Source organism: Neochlamydia sp. AcF84 (assembly GCF_011087585.1).
Lineage (GTDB): Bacteria > Chlamydiota > Chlamydiia > Chlamydiales > Parachlamydiaceae > Neochlamydia.
The window spans coordinates 20,558-40,326 of sequence record NZ_VJOT01000046.1 but is presented as its reverse complement, the minus strand read 5'-3'; the positions used below and the strand labels follow the sequence as shown (position 1 = coordinate 40,326).

Annotated in this window: 10 protein-coding genes and 1 pseudogene; 10 read left to right on the top strand and 1 reads right to left on the bottom strand. The window is 36.7% G+C overall.

Annotated features, from left to right (window positions below; genetic code table 11):
• Nucleotides 1-62: 62 nt before the first annotated feature.
• The 10 genes from NEOC84_RS05300 (at nt 63) to NEOC84_RS05255 (ending at nt 18,598) form a co-directional block, all read left to right on the top strand.
• A complete protein-coding gene (locus NEOC84_RS05300; protein ID WP_166156257.1) occupies nt 63-1,454 on the top strand; it encodes a sodium:alanine symporter family protein in 1,392 nt (463 codons plus the stop codon).
• 16 nt (nt 1,455-1,470) lie between these two features.
• A complete protein-coding gene (locus NEOC84_RS05295) occupies nt 1,471-2,868 on the top strand; it encodes a sodium:alanine symporter family protein (protein ID WP_166156254.1) in 1,398 nt (465 codons plus the stop codon).
• 623 nt (nt 2,869-3,491) lie between these two features.
• Complete coding sequence (locus NEOC84_RS05290) at nt 3,492-4,130, top strand: hypothetical protein (RefSeq protein WP_166156251.1); 639 nt, start codon at nt 3,492-3,494, stop codon at nt 4,128-4,130.
• Between the two features lie 29 nt (nt 4,131-4,159).
• Nucleotides 4,160-11,122, top strand: a complete 6,963-nt coding sequence (locus tag NEOC84_RS05285; protein WP_166156248.1) for an ankyrin repeat domain-containing protein — start codon at nt 4,160-4,162, stop codon at nt 11,120-11,122.
• 438 nt (nt 11,123-11,560) lie between these two features.
• On the top strand, nt 11,561-12,367 hold the full coding sequence (locus NEOC84_RS05280; RefSeq protein WP_166156245.1) for a hypothetical protein: 807 nt from the start codon (nt 11,561-11,563) through the stop codon (nt 12,365-12,367).
• An 81-nt stretch (nt 12,368-12,448) separates the two neighbouring features.
• Nucleotides 12,449-12,871, top strand: a complete 423-nt coding sequence (locus NEOC84_RS05275) for a hypothetical protein (protein WP_166156242.1) — start codon at nt 12,449-12,451, stop codon at nt 12,869-12,871.
• On the top strand, nt 12,872-13,513 hold the full coding sequence (locus NEOC84_RS05270) for a hypothetical protein (protein WP_166156239.1): 642 nt from the start codon (nt 12,872-12,874) through the stop codon (nt 13,511-13,513).
• Nucleotides 13,514-14,143: a hypothetical protein gene (locus tag NEOC84_RS05265; RefSeq protein ID WP_166156236.1), complete on the top strand. Its 630-nt coding sequence runs from the start codon at nt 13,514-13,516 to the stop codon at nt 14,141-14,143.
• Nucleotides 14,144-17,788, top strand: coding sequence for a DEAD/DEAH box helicase (locus NEOC84_RS05260; RefSeq protein ID WP_166156233.1), 3,645 nt, complete (start codon nt 14,144-14,146; stop codon nt 17,786-17,788).
• 276 nt (nt 17,789-18,064) lie between these two features.
• Nucleotides 18,065-18,598 (top strand): leucine-rich repeat domain-containing protein, encoded by a 534-nt coding sequence (locus tag NEOC84_RS05255; protein WP_166156230.1) that lies wholly within the window; start codon nt 18,065-18,067, stop codon nt 18,596-18,598.
• 195 nt (nt 18,599-18,793) lie between these two features.
• Here the strand turns inward: NEOC84_RS05255 and NEOC84_RS05250 are convergent.
• A pseudogene (locus tag NEOC84_RS05250) lies at nt 18,794-19,713 on the bottom strand (IS481 family transposase).
• Nucleotides 19,714-19,769 lie beyond the last annotated feature (56 nt).

The window sequence follows — 19,769 nt, the reverse complement described above, 5'->3', positions numbered from 1 at the left end:
TAGACTTTAATAAAAAGCTTTTTTAAGATATCCTTTTTCTTCCTCAAACAAAGGACTTCCTGATGGAAAATGTGGATATTTTTCTGAGTAACTTTAAAAACGCTATCTGGAGTGCACCTCTTCTTATTTTTCTTATCGGCACCGGGGCTTACTTGACTATTATTTTGAAAGGTGTGCAGTTTCGTTATCTCGGTTATGCAATCAAACAAGTATTTGCCCGCACACGCCAAAATTCTAAAGGAGATATTAGCCCTTTTGAAGCTTTAATGACCTCTTTAGCTGGCGCTATTGGAACAGGAGCAATTGTGGGAGTAGCTACAGGTTTAGCTGTCGGCGGCTTAGGCTCAATCTTTTGGATGTGGGTCACAGCGTTTGTAGGAATGGCTACTAAATATGCAGAATCTATATTAGCCGTGAAATATCGGATAATAGATGATCGTGGTGAGATGATGGGTGGCCCCATGCAGTATATAGAGAAAGGTTTGGGTTGGAAATGGATGGCTCTACTGTTTGCTCTTTTAGGAGCTTTAGCAGCTATCACTACTGGCAATCTAGTGCAAGTCAATGCTATTACCGAAGCTATTCAGCATCTTAAAGCGGTGGATCCTTTTTGGACAGGAATTGTGCTAGCGGGCATTACAGGATTAGTCATTATTGGAGGGGTTAAAAGTATTGGACATGTGGCCGGAGTATTAGTCCCTATTATGGCTCTATTTTATATTATCGGCGGGCTTATCGTCATTACTTTTCATTTTGATAAAATACCTCATGCCTTTGGCCTTATCATTAAAACTGCTTTTACAGGACAAGGAGCCACTGGTGGATTTGTAGGAGCTACTCTTATGATGGCTATACAATCAGGAGTCTCGCGTAGCGTGTTCTCCAATGAAGCAGGTTTAGGGATTTCTTCTATAGCAGCGGCGGCGGCCAAAACGGATAGCCCCGGGCGTCAAGGCATGATTACGATGACGGGTGCTTTAATTTCTACAGTCATTGTTTGCACAGTAACGGGCCTTGTATTAGCAGTTACCCAAGTGCAAGGAGCTATAAACGATTCTGGAGAGGTTTTAAATGGGGCTGCGATGGCCTTTGCAGCTTTTGAATCCACCCTCCCTGGCGGCAGTTATATCGTTTCTATTGGCCTTATTTTATTTGCTTTTTCTACCGTGCTGGCTTGGGCCTACTATGGAGAAAAATGCTTTGAATACATTTTTGGCATTAATTCTGTAAATGTTTATCGCATTTTGTTCACTTTGATTATTATTCCCAGTGCTGTAACCAAGATGGAGGTCGCTTGGTATTTAGCAGATATTACGAATGGATTAATGGTCATCCCTAATCTAATTTCCTTGATAGGTCTATCGGCAGTGGTTGTGGCAGAAAATGAACATTTCTTAGCTTTAGTTCAAAAAGAAAGATTAGCTTTACAAAAAACCTTTGAATCAAAGCAATAACTAGGACCCCTTAGCGATGGCAACCCCAGATTTAGAATTAAGCTTTTTACTCCTGCACACTTTAGATAATATTTACAGCTGGATATGGGGCGCTCCCCTCTTAATCTTATTAATAGGAGTGGGGCTCTACCTTACCATAGCCTTAAAAGGCTTACAATTTCGTTACCTCCCCTATGGCTTAAAAATAGCTTTTGGCCGACAAAAAGATGTATCAGGTCAAGGTGACATTAGCCATTTTGAGTCTTTAATGACGGCGCTAGCAGCTACCATAGGAATAGGAAATATTGCGGGTGTAGCCACAGCTATTGCCATAGGCGGCTTAGGGGCACTTTTCTGGATGTGGGTCACCGCATTGATAGGTATGGCCATTAAATATGCGGAAGCCATTTTAGCTGTTAAATATCGCAAGATGGATGGGCGAGGCGAGATGTGTGGGGGGCCCATGTATTTCATTGAATATGGATTAGGATGGAAGTGGCTTTCGGTATTATTTGCAATCTTTGGAGCCATTGGAACCTTTGGAGGCGGTAATATGCTTCAAGCCAACTCTGTGGCAGATGTAATGAAAAATGTCTTTCACATCGAGCCATGGGTGACTGGCTTCATTGTAGCACTTTTAACAGGGGCTACCCTCTTGGGAGGAATCAAATCGATAGGTAAGGTTGCCGGTTTATTAGTTCCTTTTATGGCCATCATTTATATTGGCGGAGCAGGCGTGATACTGTGTAAATATTATGATCGCTTGCCTACTGCTTTATCACACATTTTTCAGTATGCCTTTTCGGGACAAGCCGCCTTTGGGGGATTTGCAGGTTCGACTATGTTAATGGCTATTCAGGTGGGTGTCAGCCGTGGCCTCATGACTAGCGAAGCAGGATTAGGAACAGCATCGATTGCTGCCGCAGCCGCCAAAACAGATTTACCAGGACGGCAAGCTTTAGTCTCCATGACAGGATGCTTTTTAGCCACCATTGTAATGTGCAGCGCTACGGCGTTGGTGTTAGGTGTCACCGAAGTCTTTGGTAGCTTAGATGCAGAGGGTAAGCTCCTCAACGGAGCTTCGATGACCGTTGCAGCTTTTAACCAAACATTTTCAGGGGGAGCCTATGTAGTGACTCTAGGCCTTGTGCTGTTTGCTTTTACCACTCTCCTAGGATGGGCTTATTATGGAGAAAAATGTGTGGAATATTTACTAGGCTCTAAATCCGTTCCTTTTTATAGGGCTATTTTTACCTTAGTAGTCATTCCTGGCGCCATCTTAGAGCTCGATGTCGTTTGGAAAATCTCTGATATATGCAATGGCTTAATGGCCTTTCCAAACTTAATTGGTCTCTGTGCCCTGTCAAAAGTAGTGATCGCTGAAAGCCGCTCATTTCTTAAAGTGCTTTCCCATGAACAAGAAGATAGGGCTTAAAACTTTTTTCTTAAGGTAAACTGCCTCTTTAGCAATGCAGCTATAATTCAAGTAGGATAATCGGGTTAGAAAGAAGAATAAGATTAAATTAAGAAAGCGCTTCTTAAAATCGTTCACTAATCATTTTATTTTGCTCTTTGATATATCAGTCATAAGTTTTTAAGCAGCTCTTTATTTAATCATCTGCTTTAAAAAAACTATAGCCTTAATTTAAAAGGGTTAGCTGGGAAAGATTTAAATGTCTTATTGAAATTATAGACTTAAATTTCACTAAAACTTCTTATCAAATCAAATTGAAAATTTCCGACTTAAAAGTTATTCATCGTGTCCTACTTCGCTTTTTAGCTGCATCATAGAATCTAAAACGTTGGTTGCCAGCTACCTATTAACCCACTTTTTATAACAATCTTCTTTGAGGAACTATAAATCATTCTATTATCAAATAAACACGCTGCTTAGTTTTTTTTCAGAGGGAAAACTAATAAAAAACTAACATTAGTAAAAGTAATGCTTGTATTATTTACGATAAAACAATAAGATTCCTGATTTATATAATAAATTATACTAAGAGAAAATTAGGCGAGCTTTAATCTTATAACGCTTATTAGGGGATCAACGAAGATATGCCAAAAAAAATGCGCAGAGCAAGCGATTTATCCCATGAAGCAAAATGGGGTAAGCTAACCCCTGAAGAAATTGCCTATGTGGAACACAAACTTCAAGATAAGAAGGCTGATGAAGATGAGGATTTAGATACATGGATATTTATTGTAGGCAGATTAGGATTAATTCGTCACCGCCCTTTATTGGAAAAATTTCTTTATCATCAAACGGAACCATGGGTATGCATGCAAGCTTTAAAAGCCCTTTGCACTTACTGGGAGTACACTAAAGATTATTTGAAAGAACTTAAAATGTTTATTAGAGGTGTAGAGTGGGATCCTCATGATGACATACGCTTATGGGCGTTAAGCATTGCCGGAGATTTTCTTAAAGAAAATTATGATCCAGAGCTTTTACAGCTTGTGTTAGATGTTTTTGAAAACCTTGGAAAACTGGATAGTTTTCATGAACATAGTACTTATGCTCGCGAATTTATACGAAGCTGCGCCTTTAATGCTTTAGCTATTGCTTCGGGAGAAAAGTATCAGAACCTTCCTGATACTGATGATATAGAAAATTGCCTCCTCAACAGTCAAATGGAGCTTCTAGACTTAAGTGTGCTAGAAAAAGCTCGCCAAAGGCTCAAGCAAAAATTTTAACTACCTTTCTAATAAAGGAAGAATAAAAAATGGTTAACTCGCCTTCACAATTTACTTTACATCTTCCTTTAAATCTCTCTACCCGGGAAGGATTTACAAATAAACGTATTCAACCTATCAACTACGATAAGGTGCATTTTCTAAAACAAAAATTAATTCCTCTTATGCTTCCCTTTTACGATATTGAGGGCAGCATCATTCAGCTTTGGAAAATGGATGATAAACTGGTAGGGGCTGTGTTAGATAGAGAAGGCCACTTGGTGATTGTACCTGAAAAAAACATCATTAATTCTTTAAATCCTCAAGAGCCACCGGCTAAGCTTATTACTCGTTTAACAAGCTGTAGCTTGCGTAAGTGGGATGTGGTGTATGATATTAACATATTATGCCTCTCTATCTGGCCCCATCTTGAAGCTGCAGGTAGGCATAATTACATTCTAGAAGGAAAAGTAGCTCAAAGCCAGTATGATAAAAAGCCTTGCCAGGAAGTGATTAAAGATTTGAATGAACGCTTAATGCGTCTGACTGAAAAGGGAGCCTTGAATCGTTATCACTATACAGCTTATCGAAAAGAAGCACAAGGCATAGTACTATTAAACAGAGAAGGAAAACCTCTCCTAAACCCGAAAAACGGTAAGCCTTATGACCATATAAAAGATGTAAGTGATCAGCAGAACGGGGCAAAAAAAATTATAAGAGACATTAAATTACGATTGCGTTTTGATGACCTTACAGCCGATGAGAGAAAAGAGCTCGAGAGTATCTTAGCTAAAACAAGTAAAATTTTAGATGATTCTCGCAAATTTACCACTAAAGCAGCTACTCCAGCCCGTAAACAATTCTATCAAACCTTGCAACAAACGCGACTGACAAATTCTTATAACTCTACCCATCCCCATTCTCCTATCCCTGTTAAAGGTGGAGCAGAAGGAGAGATTGGCGGAGTAGCCTGCAGCATGGAATATATTAAAGGCTTATTCGATTCACCGGACGCTTTATTTGAAAACACTCACTTTTTCTGCACCCCCCAACTCCCTGAAGGAGAATTTCCTTTTTCAAATGAAGAGCTTCAGCAAATTTTGCGAGAGCTAGCTGTAGGGATTTATGTAGATAATGCTATACCTTTTTTCAGCTTGCATTTCAAACAGGGAACAGCTGATCTATTTCCCGTCATTCATCCAGCTTATGAAAATACTCTCGTAGGTCGTGTAATCAGCATGCTAGATTATATGATGAAGGGTTACCTAAATGGGGGCATTTATTCCGAAGAGTTCGTAGATGAATGGTATAAAAATCCAGACTGGGATAAAAAGTCGGCCTCTGCTTTAGAAAAGCTAATAAGCTTTGAAGAATACTGCAAAGCTTATTTAAATGATGGAGATAAAAATTATTTTGCAGTTAATGGCTTAACTCATTTAATTAAAAGTAAAAGATTATGGGATAAAATCCATGATGCTCTTTTTGTAGATGAGCCCTACGAAAAAATTTTTGAAAGCCAGGAGGGATTCAAAAATTCATTTAGAATTATTGCCAAACAAAATAGTTATCGTAAAGAAAAAAACTTATTCTTAATTGATACAGATTTTGAGGTTCACTATACCATAGAGCCTTCTCCAGCCTATAATGAAGCGCTCGCAAAGCATGTGAGAAAATATGGATGTATGCCTGCAGCCTATACCGATTTGGAAAATGCTTATGAACTCATGTCAGAGAGAATTCACAATCATATGGTCAAGATGCCTCTTTGTCGCCATTATTTTTCTATGCTTGGGATCATCAACTTTTTTTCTAGTTATTTTTCCACATTAAAAAAATATGGCAAAGTTCCTATCTTACCATCATGTGAGCAATCTCTTGTGCACGGATGCCCTCCCTTATTTCCTTATCTTCCTATCTCTGTACACCATACAGAGAAGCTTGAAGTTAATAAGCGTGAAGTCATGCGTCAATTTTTGAAAAACCACGAAGAAAAACTAAAAAATTACTTTAAAAACCTTAGCGAGCTAATGCTACTTCATAGAGAAGAAGAAAATTTAGAAAAAAAGTTTTTTTTAGATCAAAAAGTAGACCTCCTTGATCTCTTACAAGACATCGTCAAACAAAATGTTTTCCAACGTGCGAATTCATCGCTTCAAACTTTTTTAAATCAAAATGATCTATTCCAACCTACTTATAAACGAGTAGCTTCTCTTTATTTTGAGCAAACTTTGTCAGACTACGTTGAAATTTTAAAAAATTTAAAAAACAATTATTATTCGTGGAATCTTAGCGACTCACAAATTAGAAGCCGTTTATACCTCAAGCTTTTTGAGGCGATTTTTGATCTAAATAAAATTAGCAATAACTCTGTTACTCTTAATAAAGTTCAATATGATCAAATTCATATTTCACCCCAGGTTAGCAAAGAGATCAAAGAAAAGTCCAAAAGAGTGGTAGGAGGTTGCGGAATGGAGCTAGTCACCGAGCAGATACAAGGTTCTCCCCTGGCCAATACCATTGTCCACGATAACTGGAGCAAATTACATGAATTAATTCCCGAGACATGGACTAAAATAAAAAGCGAAAATTTCCAAGGAGTTGCCTTTAGTTTAATGCATGAAGATGCTCCCCTAGAACGGATTGAAGATTACAGTTGGATGGAATCCTATCTTCTAGTTCCTAAAGGAAGCGACTGGAAAGCGGTAGAGCAAAGGCAAAAGCTTGAAAAAGCTATCCAGGCGGACCAAAAAGATGAATTTATGAAATTAATGGCAACAAAGCCGCCTTTGCATAAAATGGTCGATAGATATAAAAGAACACTTCTCCATATTGCTGCTTTAGCTAGAAATCCTTTTTATTTGGACACTTTATTGAGTCAAACTCTAGCCTGTGAGTTAAAAGATGTGCACGGCTATTTACCTATCCACTATGCTGCTATGGCAGGAAATGTAAAACACTTAGAGTTATTATTAAAAAAGAATGCAAATTTGCTCTCTGCAGCAAGCAATAATGGATCGACTGCTTTAATTATCGCTATTCAACATCGACAGCTAGAGTTCATACATCATTTATTAAAACGGAAATCTGTCTTAGCTACTCTCACTGGCGGATATACAGAATTGCATTGCGCCTTACATGAGGGAGACCTTCCAATTATTCACAGGCTATTGGAAAGTAAATCTATCGTCAATTCTTGCATAAACATTTGCTCTGCTGAAGGAGGAACTCCCCTGATGATGGCTTGCGAGCATAATTTAGTGGAAGTAGTAAGCATTTTACTTGAAAAAGGAGCTGATCCATCTATCAAGCGCCAAGATGGCGTTACAGCTATAGAAATTGCTATAAGAAATAATTGCCTTCCTATCCTTAAATTACTTTTTCAAGCCACCCAACCCTCTTCTCTTGCCATTGAAGCAGCCGCGCAAGAAGGATCCTCTGAAGTTATAGAGTTTGTAGCACTTAATACTCCTAAATTTAGCCAATATAAAAGCTGCTGTGGCGATACTCCCTTACATATTGCACTTCGTTATGGCAATCTTTCTGCAGCACAGCTCTTAATCAATTTTACAGAAGATTTAAATAGCGTTAATATAGAAAATGAAACACCTTTTAGCATAGCTGCTTCCCTAGGAGCTTGGTCTATTGTCAAACAACTTTTCAAAAAACATGCCTCCATCTACCCACGGCCCTTATTAACAAGTACCTATAACGCCTGCATCAAAAAAATATTTAATTCTATAGATATATCTTCTGAGGAGCTGGATAAGTATACATTAGTAGCCGCGCAGGCAGGAAGCTATGAGATTATTTCACTCATTCTTAAACCTATGGGAGCAAATTTAGAAGCCATCGAGGGACCTAACGGATGGAAGCTGTTACATTATCTTGCAAAGGCTGATGGTATCTTTCTTTTTAGAAGTTTGATTTATAAGGTAAAAGATAGAATGCAACCGTTAGAAAAAGAATATGGTAAAACACTTGCTTATATTGCTGCAGAAAATGGAAGTTTACGTGTATTGCATTTCCTTATTCAAATAGTAAAGAAAAACAATATTTCTTTAGAGAATCATTATGGAAAAAAACACCTTTTCTATGCAGCTATGAAATCAGGGCAGCAGGCTTGCATTGAACTGCTGTTGGAGAGCTTTACAACCATCGATTTAGTCAACATTCCTCTTGATGATCGTAATTGCTGCGCTTCTCATTTAGCTGCCCAAACAGGTTCACAGGCATTAGTACAGCTATTGGTAGAAAAAGGTGCCAACCTTTCAAAAATAGACGATAAGAACCATTCTCCCTTATTTTATGCTATTCGATCCAATAGCTTAGAATTGGTCACATTCCTACTCAAGCACAAAATCCTTATAAGTGGAGAGGATTTATGTGAAGCTGCACGAAAAGATGATGAAAGGATTTTTGATTTATTAATGCTTACCAAGCCTTCACAAGCTGTTTTAGACGATGCTTTATATGAGGCCATTCTTCACCATTCTAATAAGGCTTTTTTTCTCTTACGCAAGAATTTTGCCTCCTTCAACTATGCTAACCCCTATGGATGGACTCCTACAATGCTAGCTGCATTCCGAGGAAATAAGGAAATTCTTGAAGCCATCTTACATACAGGCTTTGTAGATAAAAGAACTACTCATTCTGATTATAATGCTTTGCATCTAGCGTGTTCACAGGGAAATCCCCACAGTGTTCAACTTCTTCTAAATGCGGGATTCCTGAATGAAGGCCACAAATCTGGTAAATCTAATCTAGAGCTTGCTTGCAAGCATCCAGGTGTAGTTGCTATTTTAAACAATAAGACAGCCGAAAGAGATTTAAGGGTTAGTAAGTTTTATCAAACGTTGAATAATGATGATGTCAATGGTTTACTAGAAATTTTCCCTCAGTTTGATTCTAAGGAGATAATCTTCTCGCCTGATAACTTTTCTAATTATTGGGGAACTTATCTACATTTTATTCTTCAATTTTCTAAAAAGAATAATGTTCGCTTGCTTATAAGCGAATTATTAAAATATCCCGTTCTTATACATAAAGTAAGTGATAGTAATGGAGATACAGTCGCCCACCTGCTTGCCAAAAACAATCTATCTCTTTTGAGCATTCCTGCTAATGAATTAACTATAAAAAACCATAAAGGAAGCACCCCTCTCCATTTAGCAGCGCAATACTGCAATCTTGTAGAGTTAAAAACACTCATTCAACAGCTTAAAAAGAAAGATTTAAATAGAGAAGATAATGAGGGGCGTACCCCCCTCTTTTATGCTATACGGAACAATACTCCAACTACTAAAGAAAACATTCGCATACTTGCTGAACTCGGAGCCAATCTTGAACATTATGACTTTGAGCGGATAACACCTCTAATTTTTGCATGCAAGCATAATAAATCCCTTGCCGTTAATGCTCTCTTAAAATATGGAGCTCGTCCCAATCAAATAGGAACGTTAGAAAAGGTAACGCCTTTATATATCTCTTTGACTTTAGAAAGAGAGGAAATTGCTCGCCATCTGCTTCTCAAGGGGGCTAATCCTCATATTATAGATGAAAAGGAAATTAACATTATTACTTTTCCAGGAGCAAAGCGAGTGCTCAAGCTATTGATAGCACGTCAAGAGACATGTAATAACACCTCTCGCTCAAGCCTAGAACCTGCCCATCTTGCAGCTTATCATGGCCAAACAGATATTTTATCCAACTTAAAACAATTAGGGGTTTCTTTAGATACTCGTGTAGAATTAGAAGCATCAGAAAATTTAAATGATTTACCTAATAATGACAGCCTTTTTCAAGGAGCCACTCCCCTTCATTTGGCCATCTTTAATGGCCAAGCAGAAACTGCCAGATGGCTACTAAAACAGCAAGTTCAAGTCCAATCAAAAACTGAGCACGACTTAGATGTTTTATCATTTGCTGCTATGAACAAAGCTGCCAAGCCGCTCTTAGAGATATTCTATAAATATCGTATTTCAAAAAATGTTGAAAGCCTCAATCAAGCTGCTCGAATAGCAATTTCTCAGGATAATATTGAGGCCGTCATTTATCTCTATCAGCATGGTATCACCCCTAATACTTTATTAAAGCCCTATCATACAGGCTTGCATATTGCTTGTATGCAAGGAGCCTTGCAAAGCACAGCATGGCTCTTACAGAATGGTGCGGATCCATGGGCAAATGGCCCTTTAAACAAAAATGCTTTTGAATTAGCGGCAGAAAATGGCTCTTATACACACTTTCGACTTTTGATTGAATTTGCACGGCCGGATTTAGATGAAGCTAATCACGAAGGTAAAACATTGATGCATTTAGCTGTCGCAGCTAGAAACTTCAACCATATTGTAATTTTAATTTTAAATCATGCCAGCTTAGACATCCAAGATGATACCGGATTAACTCCCTTACATAGTGCAGCTCAAAAAGGTCAAGTAGAAATTGTTCGCTTACTATTAACTTGCGGCGCGAATCAAGAGATTTGTAATTTTGAAGGCAAACGTCCTATTGATTTGGTTGCCGAAGATAACGATACCTTACGTCGTGTCTTCAAAAAATATCAAAAGTTGGATAAAAAAAAGAAGAAAAATGAAACGCTTTTACATCGAGCCGTAAGAAGTAATTACCCGCTAGCTATTCCTCTCTTATCTCGTACGCAATATATCAACGAACAAGACAGTGAAGGCAGTTCTGCTTTACATTTAGCTGTAAGAAAAGGACAAACAGAATCTGTGCGCCGCCTTTTGCACTCTCAATCACCTGTTAATATTGATGTGGATATTTGTGATAAACACTACCGTACGCCTTTATGGTATGCCTGTGTGCAAAAACAACATTTTGATATCGCCAGATTACTCATTAAGGCAGGAGCTCATGCATTATATCCAGATATTTCGGCATTAAATATTATTCAACAGGTAGAGAAAATAAACTTTGAGGGAAAGGAAAAACTTTTAAATCTATTAAATAATGAGGCCAAAAAATTCCTTCATAAAATAGGACCTCTAATATAATCAAAAAAACCCTACGGCTATTAAAAGAGGGAACTTAAGGACAATTGCCAGGCCAAATTTTAGGCTAATATTTAACACGCTGGCCACTTGGGATGAAACAAAAGCAACAAGATAATTGGCTGTTAAAAGACGAGAGATGAAACCAGTAAATTAAGGCTATTAGGTTAAAATATATAAAGGAAATAGCACTGCATAATTTAAGAAAAAACATCCTACTCAGCATTACCCTAGCTACCTCTCTTTATGCTTATATAAACATAAAATAATTAATAAAAAAACACTTTTTTATAAAAAAGAAAGGAAAATAGGCGAAGTGAATCTAAATAAAGGCTGAAGAAATTTTCAGATTTTGCCCCCGTATAATTCATTTTTCACATGGGGCTTAAGCATATATATAGGATAAAAAAAATTTAACTCATTACATAAGGAAATAATTTTATGTCTCTTACCGTTTCTTTTTCTTGCACTCGTATCCGTGCTAAATATGACGGAAAAAAGCTTACTTTAGTCAAAAAAAACTCAAAATTGAACTGGAAAAAAAACCCCGTTTTGATGACTGCCGAGGAAAAGAGAGCCATAAACTTTGAGCATATTATGGCAATTCTTCAAGGAGATTCTCTATTGCCTTCTGCCTTAGCAGGCTTAGATCCAAAGAAATTATCACCAGAAATTTTAGTGCTCGACCGAATTTATAGAAATGCTATTAAGCATTATATAGAAACTTTAAAAGATTCCAGTGGATATGACGAAAAAAACTTAAAAAAATTGAGGAGCCGACATCAATGGACCTGGATTAAAATAGCGGCTACCGGAGCATTTGTTTTAGGCAGCACGGGAGCACTGGGAGGAGCTTTAGCGGGAGGAGGTATAGGAGCAGTTCCCGCCGGAACAATAACGTTTGCATGCGGGTTGTTAGGAAGTAGCTTTTCTGCACGAAAGCTAGTGGACACTTTTATTTTGCGCGAAGGAAGTACACATCGATTAAAGTGGATTCAATCCATAGACCTAGCTGAAAAAAATAGGTTAGAGAACATGCAAGTACATTTAGAATTAAGTGCAGCACGCGTGTTAAAAGAGCTTCAAGAATTAGAAAAAGATGAAGAATGTTCTGTTGATTTATTTAGAACGCTACAGCAGCATTTTTTAGTTAACCAAGCTTTGTTTCCACAACAAGCTTTTATTATAGAAGGCGTAGATATAGCTACTTTTCTCCTTCAGTTAAAAGATAAATTTGCTTTCTCCTAACTATGCCAGAAAAGGAACTTATATGTTTACCCTTTTCCAAAATATATCTAATGATTTTAAAAGTTATTTTCTAATTTATGAGTGGAGAGAGGAGATCTTCTTGCTCCAGAGGCAAAGATAAATGGTGAGAAGCTTACACCTACAAGTGAGGGTTTAAAACGAAAAGCTTTACTTTTAGATACCTTTATAAATGCAAGACCTGAGCTTAAACTAAATGCTTGGAATGTTATTACCACTCTAAACATCTTCTTGCAAAGGACAGTGGAGGGGGTAGGAAGATTGCTTTTAATCGGCAATAATCTTGCAGGTCAGTTAAATAACCTTGCAGTGAAGAAAATTGGCCTTGAATATGAATTAGAGCAACGTATAGATTTCATTGCAACCTTTAAAGAAGTTTGCGCCCTATTTGAAAAGCATGTGCTAGAAGCAGAAAAAGCTGCAAAAGGGGCAAGAAATACTTCTTCTCTTCTATTAATGCAAACATTAGAAAATAAGGAAGATTAAATGGCAATAACTTTAAGTATTACTTCATCTTGTATACTTCCTATCAAAGCATGCTCACAAAAAACTGGGCATGCTTCTCAAGTATTCGTTAGAATTTGTAAAATATGTTCTTATTTAGGTGCCCGCATAAAAAAAATTGCTCTTGAGATTTTTTATTATTTACAAGAATTTTATAAGGATCTTAAGGATGATCTTTCAATTTGGTGGTTTGAAAAAGAAGATCCCATCGATACAGAGGCACGGATAGAATGTGAAAGGCTTAGACCTGAGATTGAAGAATTAAAGCGGAAAACCTTTCTCCTGGATACCTTTATAAACGAAAGGCCAGAGCTAAAAAATAAATGCTTAGAATATTACCATAAATATAAACATTTCTTCATCAAGAATCAAAGGGGTTCTCCAAGAACAAGACTTGCTATTGATCTTGATCTTAATGATCCTGTGGACCAATTAAATATTTTAGGGGTAGAAAAACTTGACCTGGAGTATGAATTAGATCAACGTATAGATTTTATTACAAGCTTTGAAGAAGTTTACGCTTTGTTTGAAAAGCATGTAATAGAAGCAGAAAAAGCTGCAAAAGGCGCAGGAAATGTTTTTCCACTTCTATTAACACAAGCTTTGGAAAATAAGGAAGATTGAATGGCAATAACTTCAAGTGTTACCTCATCTTGTATACTTCCTCTCAAAATATGCGCACAAAAAACTGGGCATGCTTCTCAAGTATTCTCTAGAATTTGTAAAATATGTTCCTATTTAGGTGCCCGGGTAAAAGGAATTGCTCTTGAGATTTTTTATTATTTTCAAGAGTTTTATAAGGATCTTAAAGACGATCTTTCAATTTGGTGGTTTGAAAAAGAAGATCCTATCGATACAGAGGCAAGGTTAGAATGTGAAAGGCTTAGACCTGAGATTGAAGAATTAAAGCGAAAAACTTTACTTCTGGATACCTTTATAAACGAAAGACCAGAGCTTAAAGCTAAATGCTTAGAATATTATCACAAATATAAACATCTTCTTATCAAGAATATTAGAGGCTGTGGGAGAACTGATTTTGATCCTGATAATCCTGTGGATCAGTTAAATATTCTTGCAGTAGAGAAACTTGACCTTGAATTTGAAGTAAATCAACGCATAAATTTTATTACAAGGTTTAAAGAAGTTTACACCCTATTTGAAAAGCATGTAATAGAAGCAGAAAAAGCTGCAAAAGGCGCAGGAAATGTTTTTCCACTTCTATTAACACAAGCTTTGGAAAATAAGGAAGATTGAATGGCAATAACTCCAAGTGTTACTTCATCTTATATACTTCCTATCAAAACATGCCCACAAAAAACTGCGCATGCTTCTCAACTATTCGTTAGAATTTGTAAAATATGTTCTTATTTAGGGGCTCAAATAAAAGGAATTGCTCTTGGTATTTTTCATTATCTTCAAGAATTTTTTAAGGATCTTAAAGACGATCTTTCAATTTGGTGGTTTGAAAAAGAAGACCCTATAGATACAGAGGCAAGATTAGAATGTGAAAAACTCAAACCTGAGATCGAAGAATTAAAGCGGAAGCTTTCTTTAGACATTCTTAACCAATCCAGTAAAAGCTGCAGAGAGATTACAGAAAAAATTTTATATGTAATTATAACTGAGGGTAAAAATAATATAAGGGAAATATTGAAAAAGCTTACTAAGATTTTTGCAATGAAGGGGGAGCAAGCTCTGGGCACATGTGTGGACATGCAGGAGAATTTTAGCTTGCCTGTAATTTTAGAAGCTATTGAGGCTTTTTACCAAATTACCTTATTAACCACTGCGCCTTTGTCCTCGATCTCTCACTTTCCTCCTTATGAGGCAGCAATAAGAAAGCTCGGATTAAAATTGAAAAACCAGCCTAACAATCTGGAAAAGATAAATTCAATAGCCCCATTTAAAAAGCAAGAGCACCAGCCACCGGCTCCCTTGCTTAAAACAGTTCCTGCAAATCTATTAAATGCTTTAGAAAAAAGCTTTTCCCTCCCTCATTTAATCCAAACAGCTATTAGCTATCTAGACTTTTCTTTAGAAAAAAATCAAGTAGAGATAGAAACCTACAAATCCTTTTTTTCTAAGGTAAAAAAGGATTCTAAACTTAATGAGAGCTCTAAAGTTGCTCTCATTAAAATTACGATCCTTGCATCCCGCAGGAAAGATTCTTGGGGAGAAAAAGAGCTTTGTCTAGCAGAGCTAGAAGAGATACTTGCAGAAGCCCAACATATTTATGAAAAATGGGGAGAAGAAACGCTGCAGATTTTTTACGAGGCTACGCGTGTACACTTTTCCATTAGGCTAGAGCATATTATACATATTTTCAAGCATATGCATATTTTGGCGGAAGATCTACAGATAGCCGAACAAGCTTTTGAATTATTAGATTGTTACTCCAACTGCCAGCTAAGCCCTGATCAGTTCTTAGAAAAGCTAGAGCAGCTTGCACCCACTACTCCTATGAATGCAGCTATTCTAGAAAAAGATATAAAAAATGTGCTGGTAAGATTTAAGAAAGATGATGGCCATGTTCACTTCTGCCTTCCTGACGTGCATTTAAAAACTATTACTAAGCAATTCTCCTTAATACAAGGTTTGTGTCACAAGTGGAAACATTTGCAGCTGGAAGAATTAATTAGTTTGGCACATAAAATCCGTTTTCACCCTCAGCCAAACTATAGCGATATTTTAAAGATTATGGCTATCGGTCACTTAGCTTTAAAGATAAAATTTCAAATAGAGCTTCATAGCATTCAAACCTTGACCGTACTAGGTTTATTAGCGCATGAGACAAGTTGCATAGCTCAAGTCAAGACAGGCGAAGGTAAGTCCTTGATTGTGACCTTGCTTGCTTTTGTATTAGCTATGCAAAATAAAAGCGTTCACGTTATCTCTTCTTCGCAAAACCTAGCCAGGCGTGACCAGCAGCAAGCAGCCAAATTTTTTAACATTTTTGCAATTAGTTCCTCGCATATCTGCAAAAATGAGCCAGAAGCTAATTCCTTCAAAGCAAATATACTATACGGAACCGCCACTGATTTTGAATTTGCTGTGATGCGCGAAATGCTTTATTTTAAGCCACTCTTTCCTCAACATTCCGAACACAACCTTTTTAAACGTTTTAATTATGCAATCATTGATGAACTAGATAATTTAACGATCGATACAGCAGCTAATAGTGCACGATTAGGAAATGCTGCTGAAATACATTTTAATTGGGTCTACAAGCCTATATTTGCATTTGTAAAAGCAAACTATACTAAAAGTCTCTTTAAGGATGAATCCCTCCAACAACTTAAAGAATTTTTAAAAGAATATTCAAATGGAAAATTTAGTTCTCAAGTTCATCAATTAGGCAATAGACAATTAAAAAATTGGCTTAAATCCGCTTTCAAAGCCCTTTTCGTTTTGCAGGAAAATATAGATTATGTGGTTGATGCTAAAAGCGGTGAAGATAAAAAAAAGATTTTAATCGTTGATGCAATTAATACAGGGCGTATACATAAGCATTCTCGCTGGAGCCATGGCCTACATGAATTTGTGGAAATTAAACATTCTATTTCCCCGGCGAAGGAAACCATAACTCCTATTTCTTTATCCCACCCTGCATTTTATGAAATGTATAATTGCTTGTATGGGCTTACAGGCACGCTTGGATCGCAAATAGAAAGAGAAACATTAAGAAAAATTTATCAGGTAGAAACCTTTGATGTTCCTACACAAAAGCCGGTGCTAAGAAAAGATTTTCCTCTAGTTGCAGTAGATACCAACGAGCTTCATCTGCAAACCATTATTGAGAAAATTCAACAATTTAAACAAACAAACCGCCCTCTTTTAGTCTTATGCCCTACTATTCATGCCTCCAAAGTGCTTGGAGAAATGTTAATTAAAAACAACATTTCCCATCGGATGCTTAATGAAATACAAACTGAAAAAGAAGAGGATATTTTAGCCGTGGCTGGCCTACCAGGCGCCCTTACCATTGCTACTAATAATGCAGGCAGAGGCACGGATATTAGACTAGATCCCGAAAGCCTCGAAAGAGGAGGCCTGCATGTGATATTAACATTTTACCCTAACTCTGACCGAGTGGAATATCAAGCACGTGGAAGAGCGGGCCGTCAAGGACAAAAGGGGTCCTCAGAAATCATCATTTCTTTAGAAAATCTACCGCATTTGCTGAAGTGTATGCAGAAAATAGAAGTCCCACGGCATGAATTTATTGAGCATTGCCTTCACTATCAACGAATGAGAGAAGCAAATTTTCTAAAGCATGAGCAAATCTTTCAAGCTGAGATTGAACGCTATTGCTATACCTTAGTACAAGAATTTTTTACTTTTCTCCACTCATTTAATGCTCTTTGTAATAATGAACAAATTTTAGAAAAATGGGCCGATACTCTAAAGAATCAAAAAATAAGTAAAAATCATTCCCCCGATATTCATACGTTAAGCCCTACCGAGCAGCTGATAGTAAAAGATATATTAAAACTGCTTCAAGTAGATCAAGCAGAACAAGAACAGTGGAAGAACCTTCTTAAACAAATAGGGGCCTATATCCAAGCTCAAATCCTTCATACATGGTCAGTAAAAGTTTATAAAAAATTTTCAGAGATGTCGGGTCAATTAAAGATCCAAGAGATGATTAGGGCTCAAGAGGAAGTGGATTGGTTTATAAAGATAGAAAAAGAAGATAAAAACGAAGAAGCTTCCAATACTCTTAATAAGCAGATTTCCTGCATTAGGAATGACAAACTTGCTTTGTTAAAAGAGGAAATTAAAAAGTTGTTTGAACATCATATGGCTTTATGGAAAAAATATCAGGATTCTTCAGGCTTGTTTTTTATCGAATACATTCGCGAAATGGCCAAAGTTAGTTTAAAAAACATAGCTCCTTGAAAAGTAATTTAATAAGTGTCTGTTCAATTCTACTGAATAAAAAAAGTAATAAAGCAACTGGAGGTAAAGGTGTCCTGGAGGCATCCTATACGGCCTGAGGTTTTCATATTTTTGATTATAAAATCAACTTGATTAACGGGCAATTAAGCTAGGATTAGCGAGCCTACCATTATCTTTTAAACTCTTTAAAAAAGATAAAGAGAATTTGTTAGGTTGCTAATAATAAAATAAAAATGAGATGGTGAAATAAAAACCTTCCTATAAAAGGAGCACTTCATGAGTATAATAATTAACAGCCTTCATTTTTCTAGACCCCCTGGTTACGATGAAGGGCAGATAATAGAAGTAGGGGAAAAAACGCCTCTCTCTTCTATTAATAATGAAGCTTCAAAATGGTGCAAACTTATTTTCGAAAACGGTGACCGAGAAGCAAGAAGATTTGTAAAGGCTCACTACTCTAATTCTGAGGAAGCCCTAAAAGATTTAGAAAAGATTAAAGCGCTAAAAATTTCTGGTAAGAATTTGGAAACCATACCAAAAGGGTTATCTTTACTCAAAAATTTAACTATCCTAGACTTAAGCTCTAACAAGTTAAAAACTTTTCCAGAAGGAGAAGAAATTAGAAAGCTTACTAAACTACGCAACCTAATTTTAAATGGAAATCCTATCGAAAGCCTACCAGAATATGTTGTTAATCAAGAGACAAAAAATATTAGAAGTATTTCTCTTTATAGGACAGAAATTAAAGAAATCCCCTATAGCTGTAAAAATATTATCGAAAGTTATCCTGCTACAGTGATATTTACTTGATCAAGAAGCTCTTAATTAAGCATAAAAAAAATGATTAAGAGCTGTAGATTATATTAAGAGATTTTTAGCTTTTTAAGGTAGGGTAAAACGTTTTTATTTGGCTGCTAGGATATCCTAGATAGCACCTGACCTGAAAAACATGAATTGCCTGGCAAATACTATTTCTGGTAGTTGTAACTTATCTAACATCTTTTCTTATGCAAGATGTTTTGCATCTAGGAAGGCTTGTAAAAGCATCTTACCAAAACAATACTTTCCTGTATGTATTCTTTCGTTATTATGCTCATTCATCCTTTTATCCACATTCTCTTGTAATTCTTCAACATTTTTAAACACTTTCTTCCTAAAAGCTATGGCATAAAATTCGTTCAGGATAGTCTGGGGAAAACCTTTGCAGATTTTATTGGTTTAAAGGATGTCGAGCTTTAGTGCGCGAGTGGTCAATATCTTTGATGGCCAGATAAATTTCATACTCCTGGTGTTCTCTTACGCCACAATGCTCTGTTCCACGATCGGTTAACAATATCAACATTCGAACATCCTGCTCTTCAAACCAAGGAATGATTCGATCATTTAGCATATCTGCTGCTATTAACGCATTTTTCCTATCGTATAGTTTGACAAAAGATACCTTAGAATAGATATTGATCATTTTCTGTTGATAAACGCCTCTAACAGTGTCTATATAATAAGTATCTTGAGATAATAGATAACCTGGATGTTCAGTTTCAATTTCGCCATGCGCTTCTTTTTCTTCCTTGGCTTTTACAAGAGCTCTTAGTGGTCCTCTGTTAATATCATCTCTTCTTAAAGACATTTTAGCTTCCAATGCTTTGAGACGTTTTGGAAAGGTCTTAAAGATTGTATCGTAGCCAAACAGAGCGTACGCCTCCCGGCGAAATGAAGACTCCTTGTTTCTTCAAGCTCATTACATACTCTTAATTGTCTATAAGCAGGCTTTTGAAGAGAAAAATCAACCACATCTTTTTCGGTAGACTCGTCTACCCTGCTTTTTATCCAAGGTTTTCTAGGCGTTATCCCTGAAGAGCTGCCTCTCCACCTGTTTCATTAAGTTCTTAGAATCTGTAAAAGCTATCTCTAGAATATCCCATCATTTTACATGCATGAAATACATTCCCTAATGTTTCGGCTAGCTTTAGAACATTTAAGC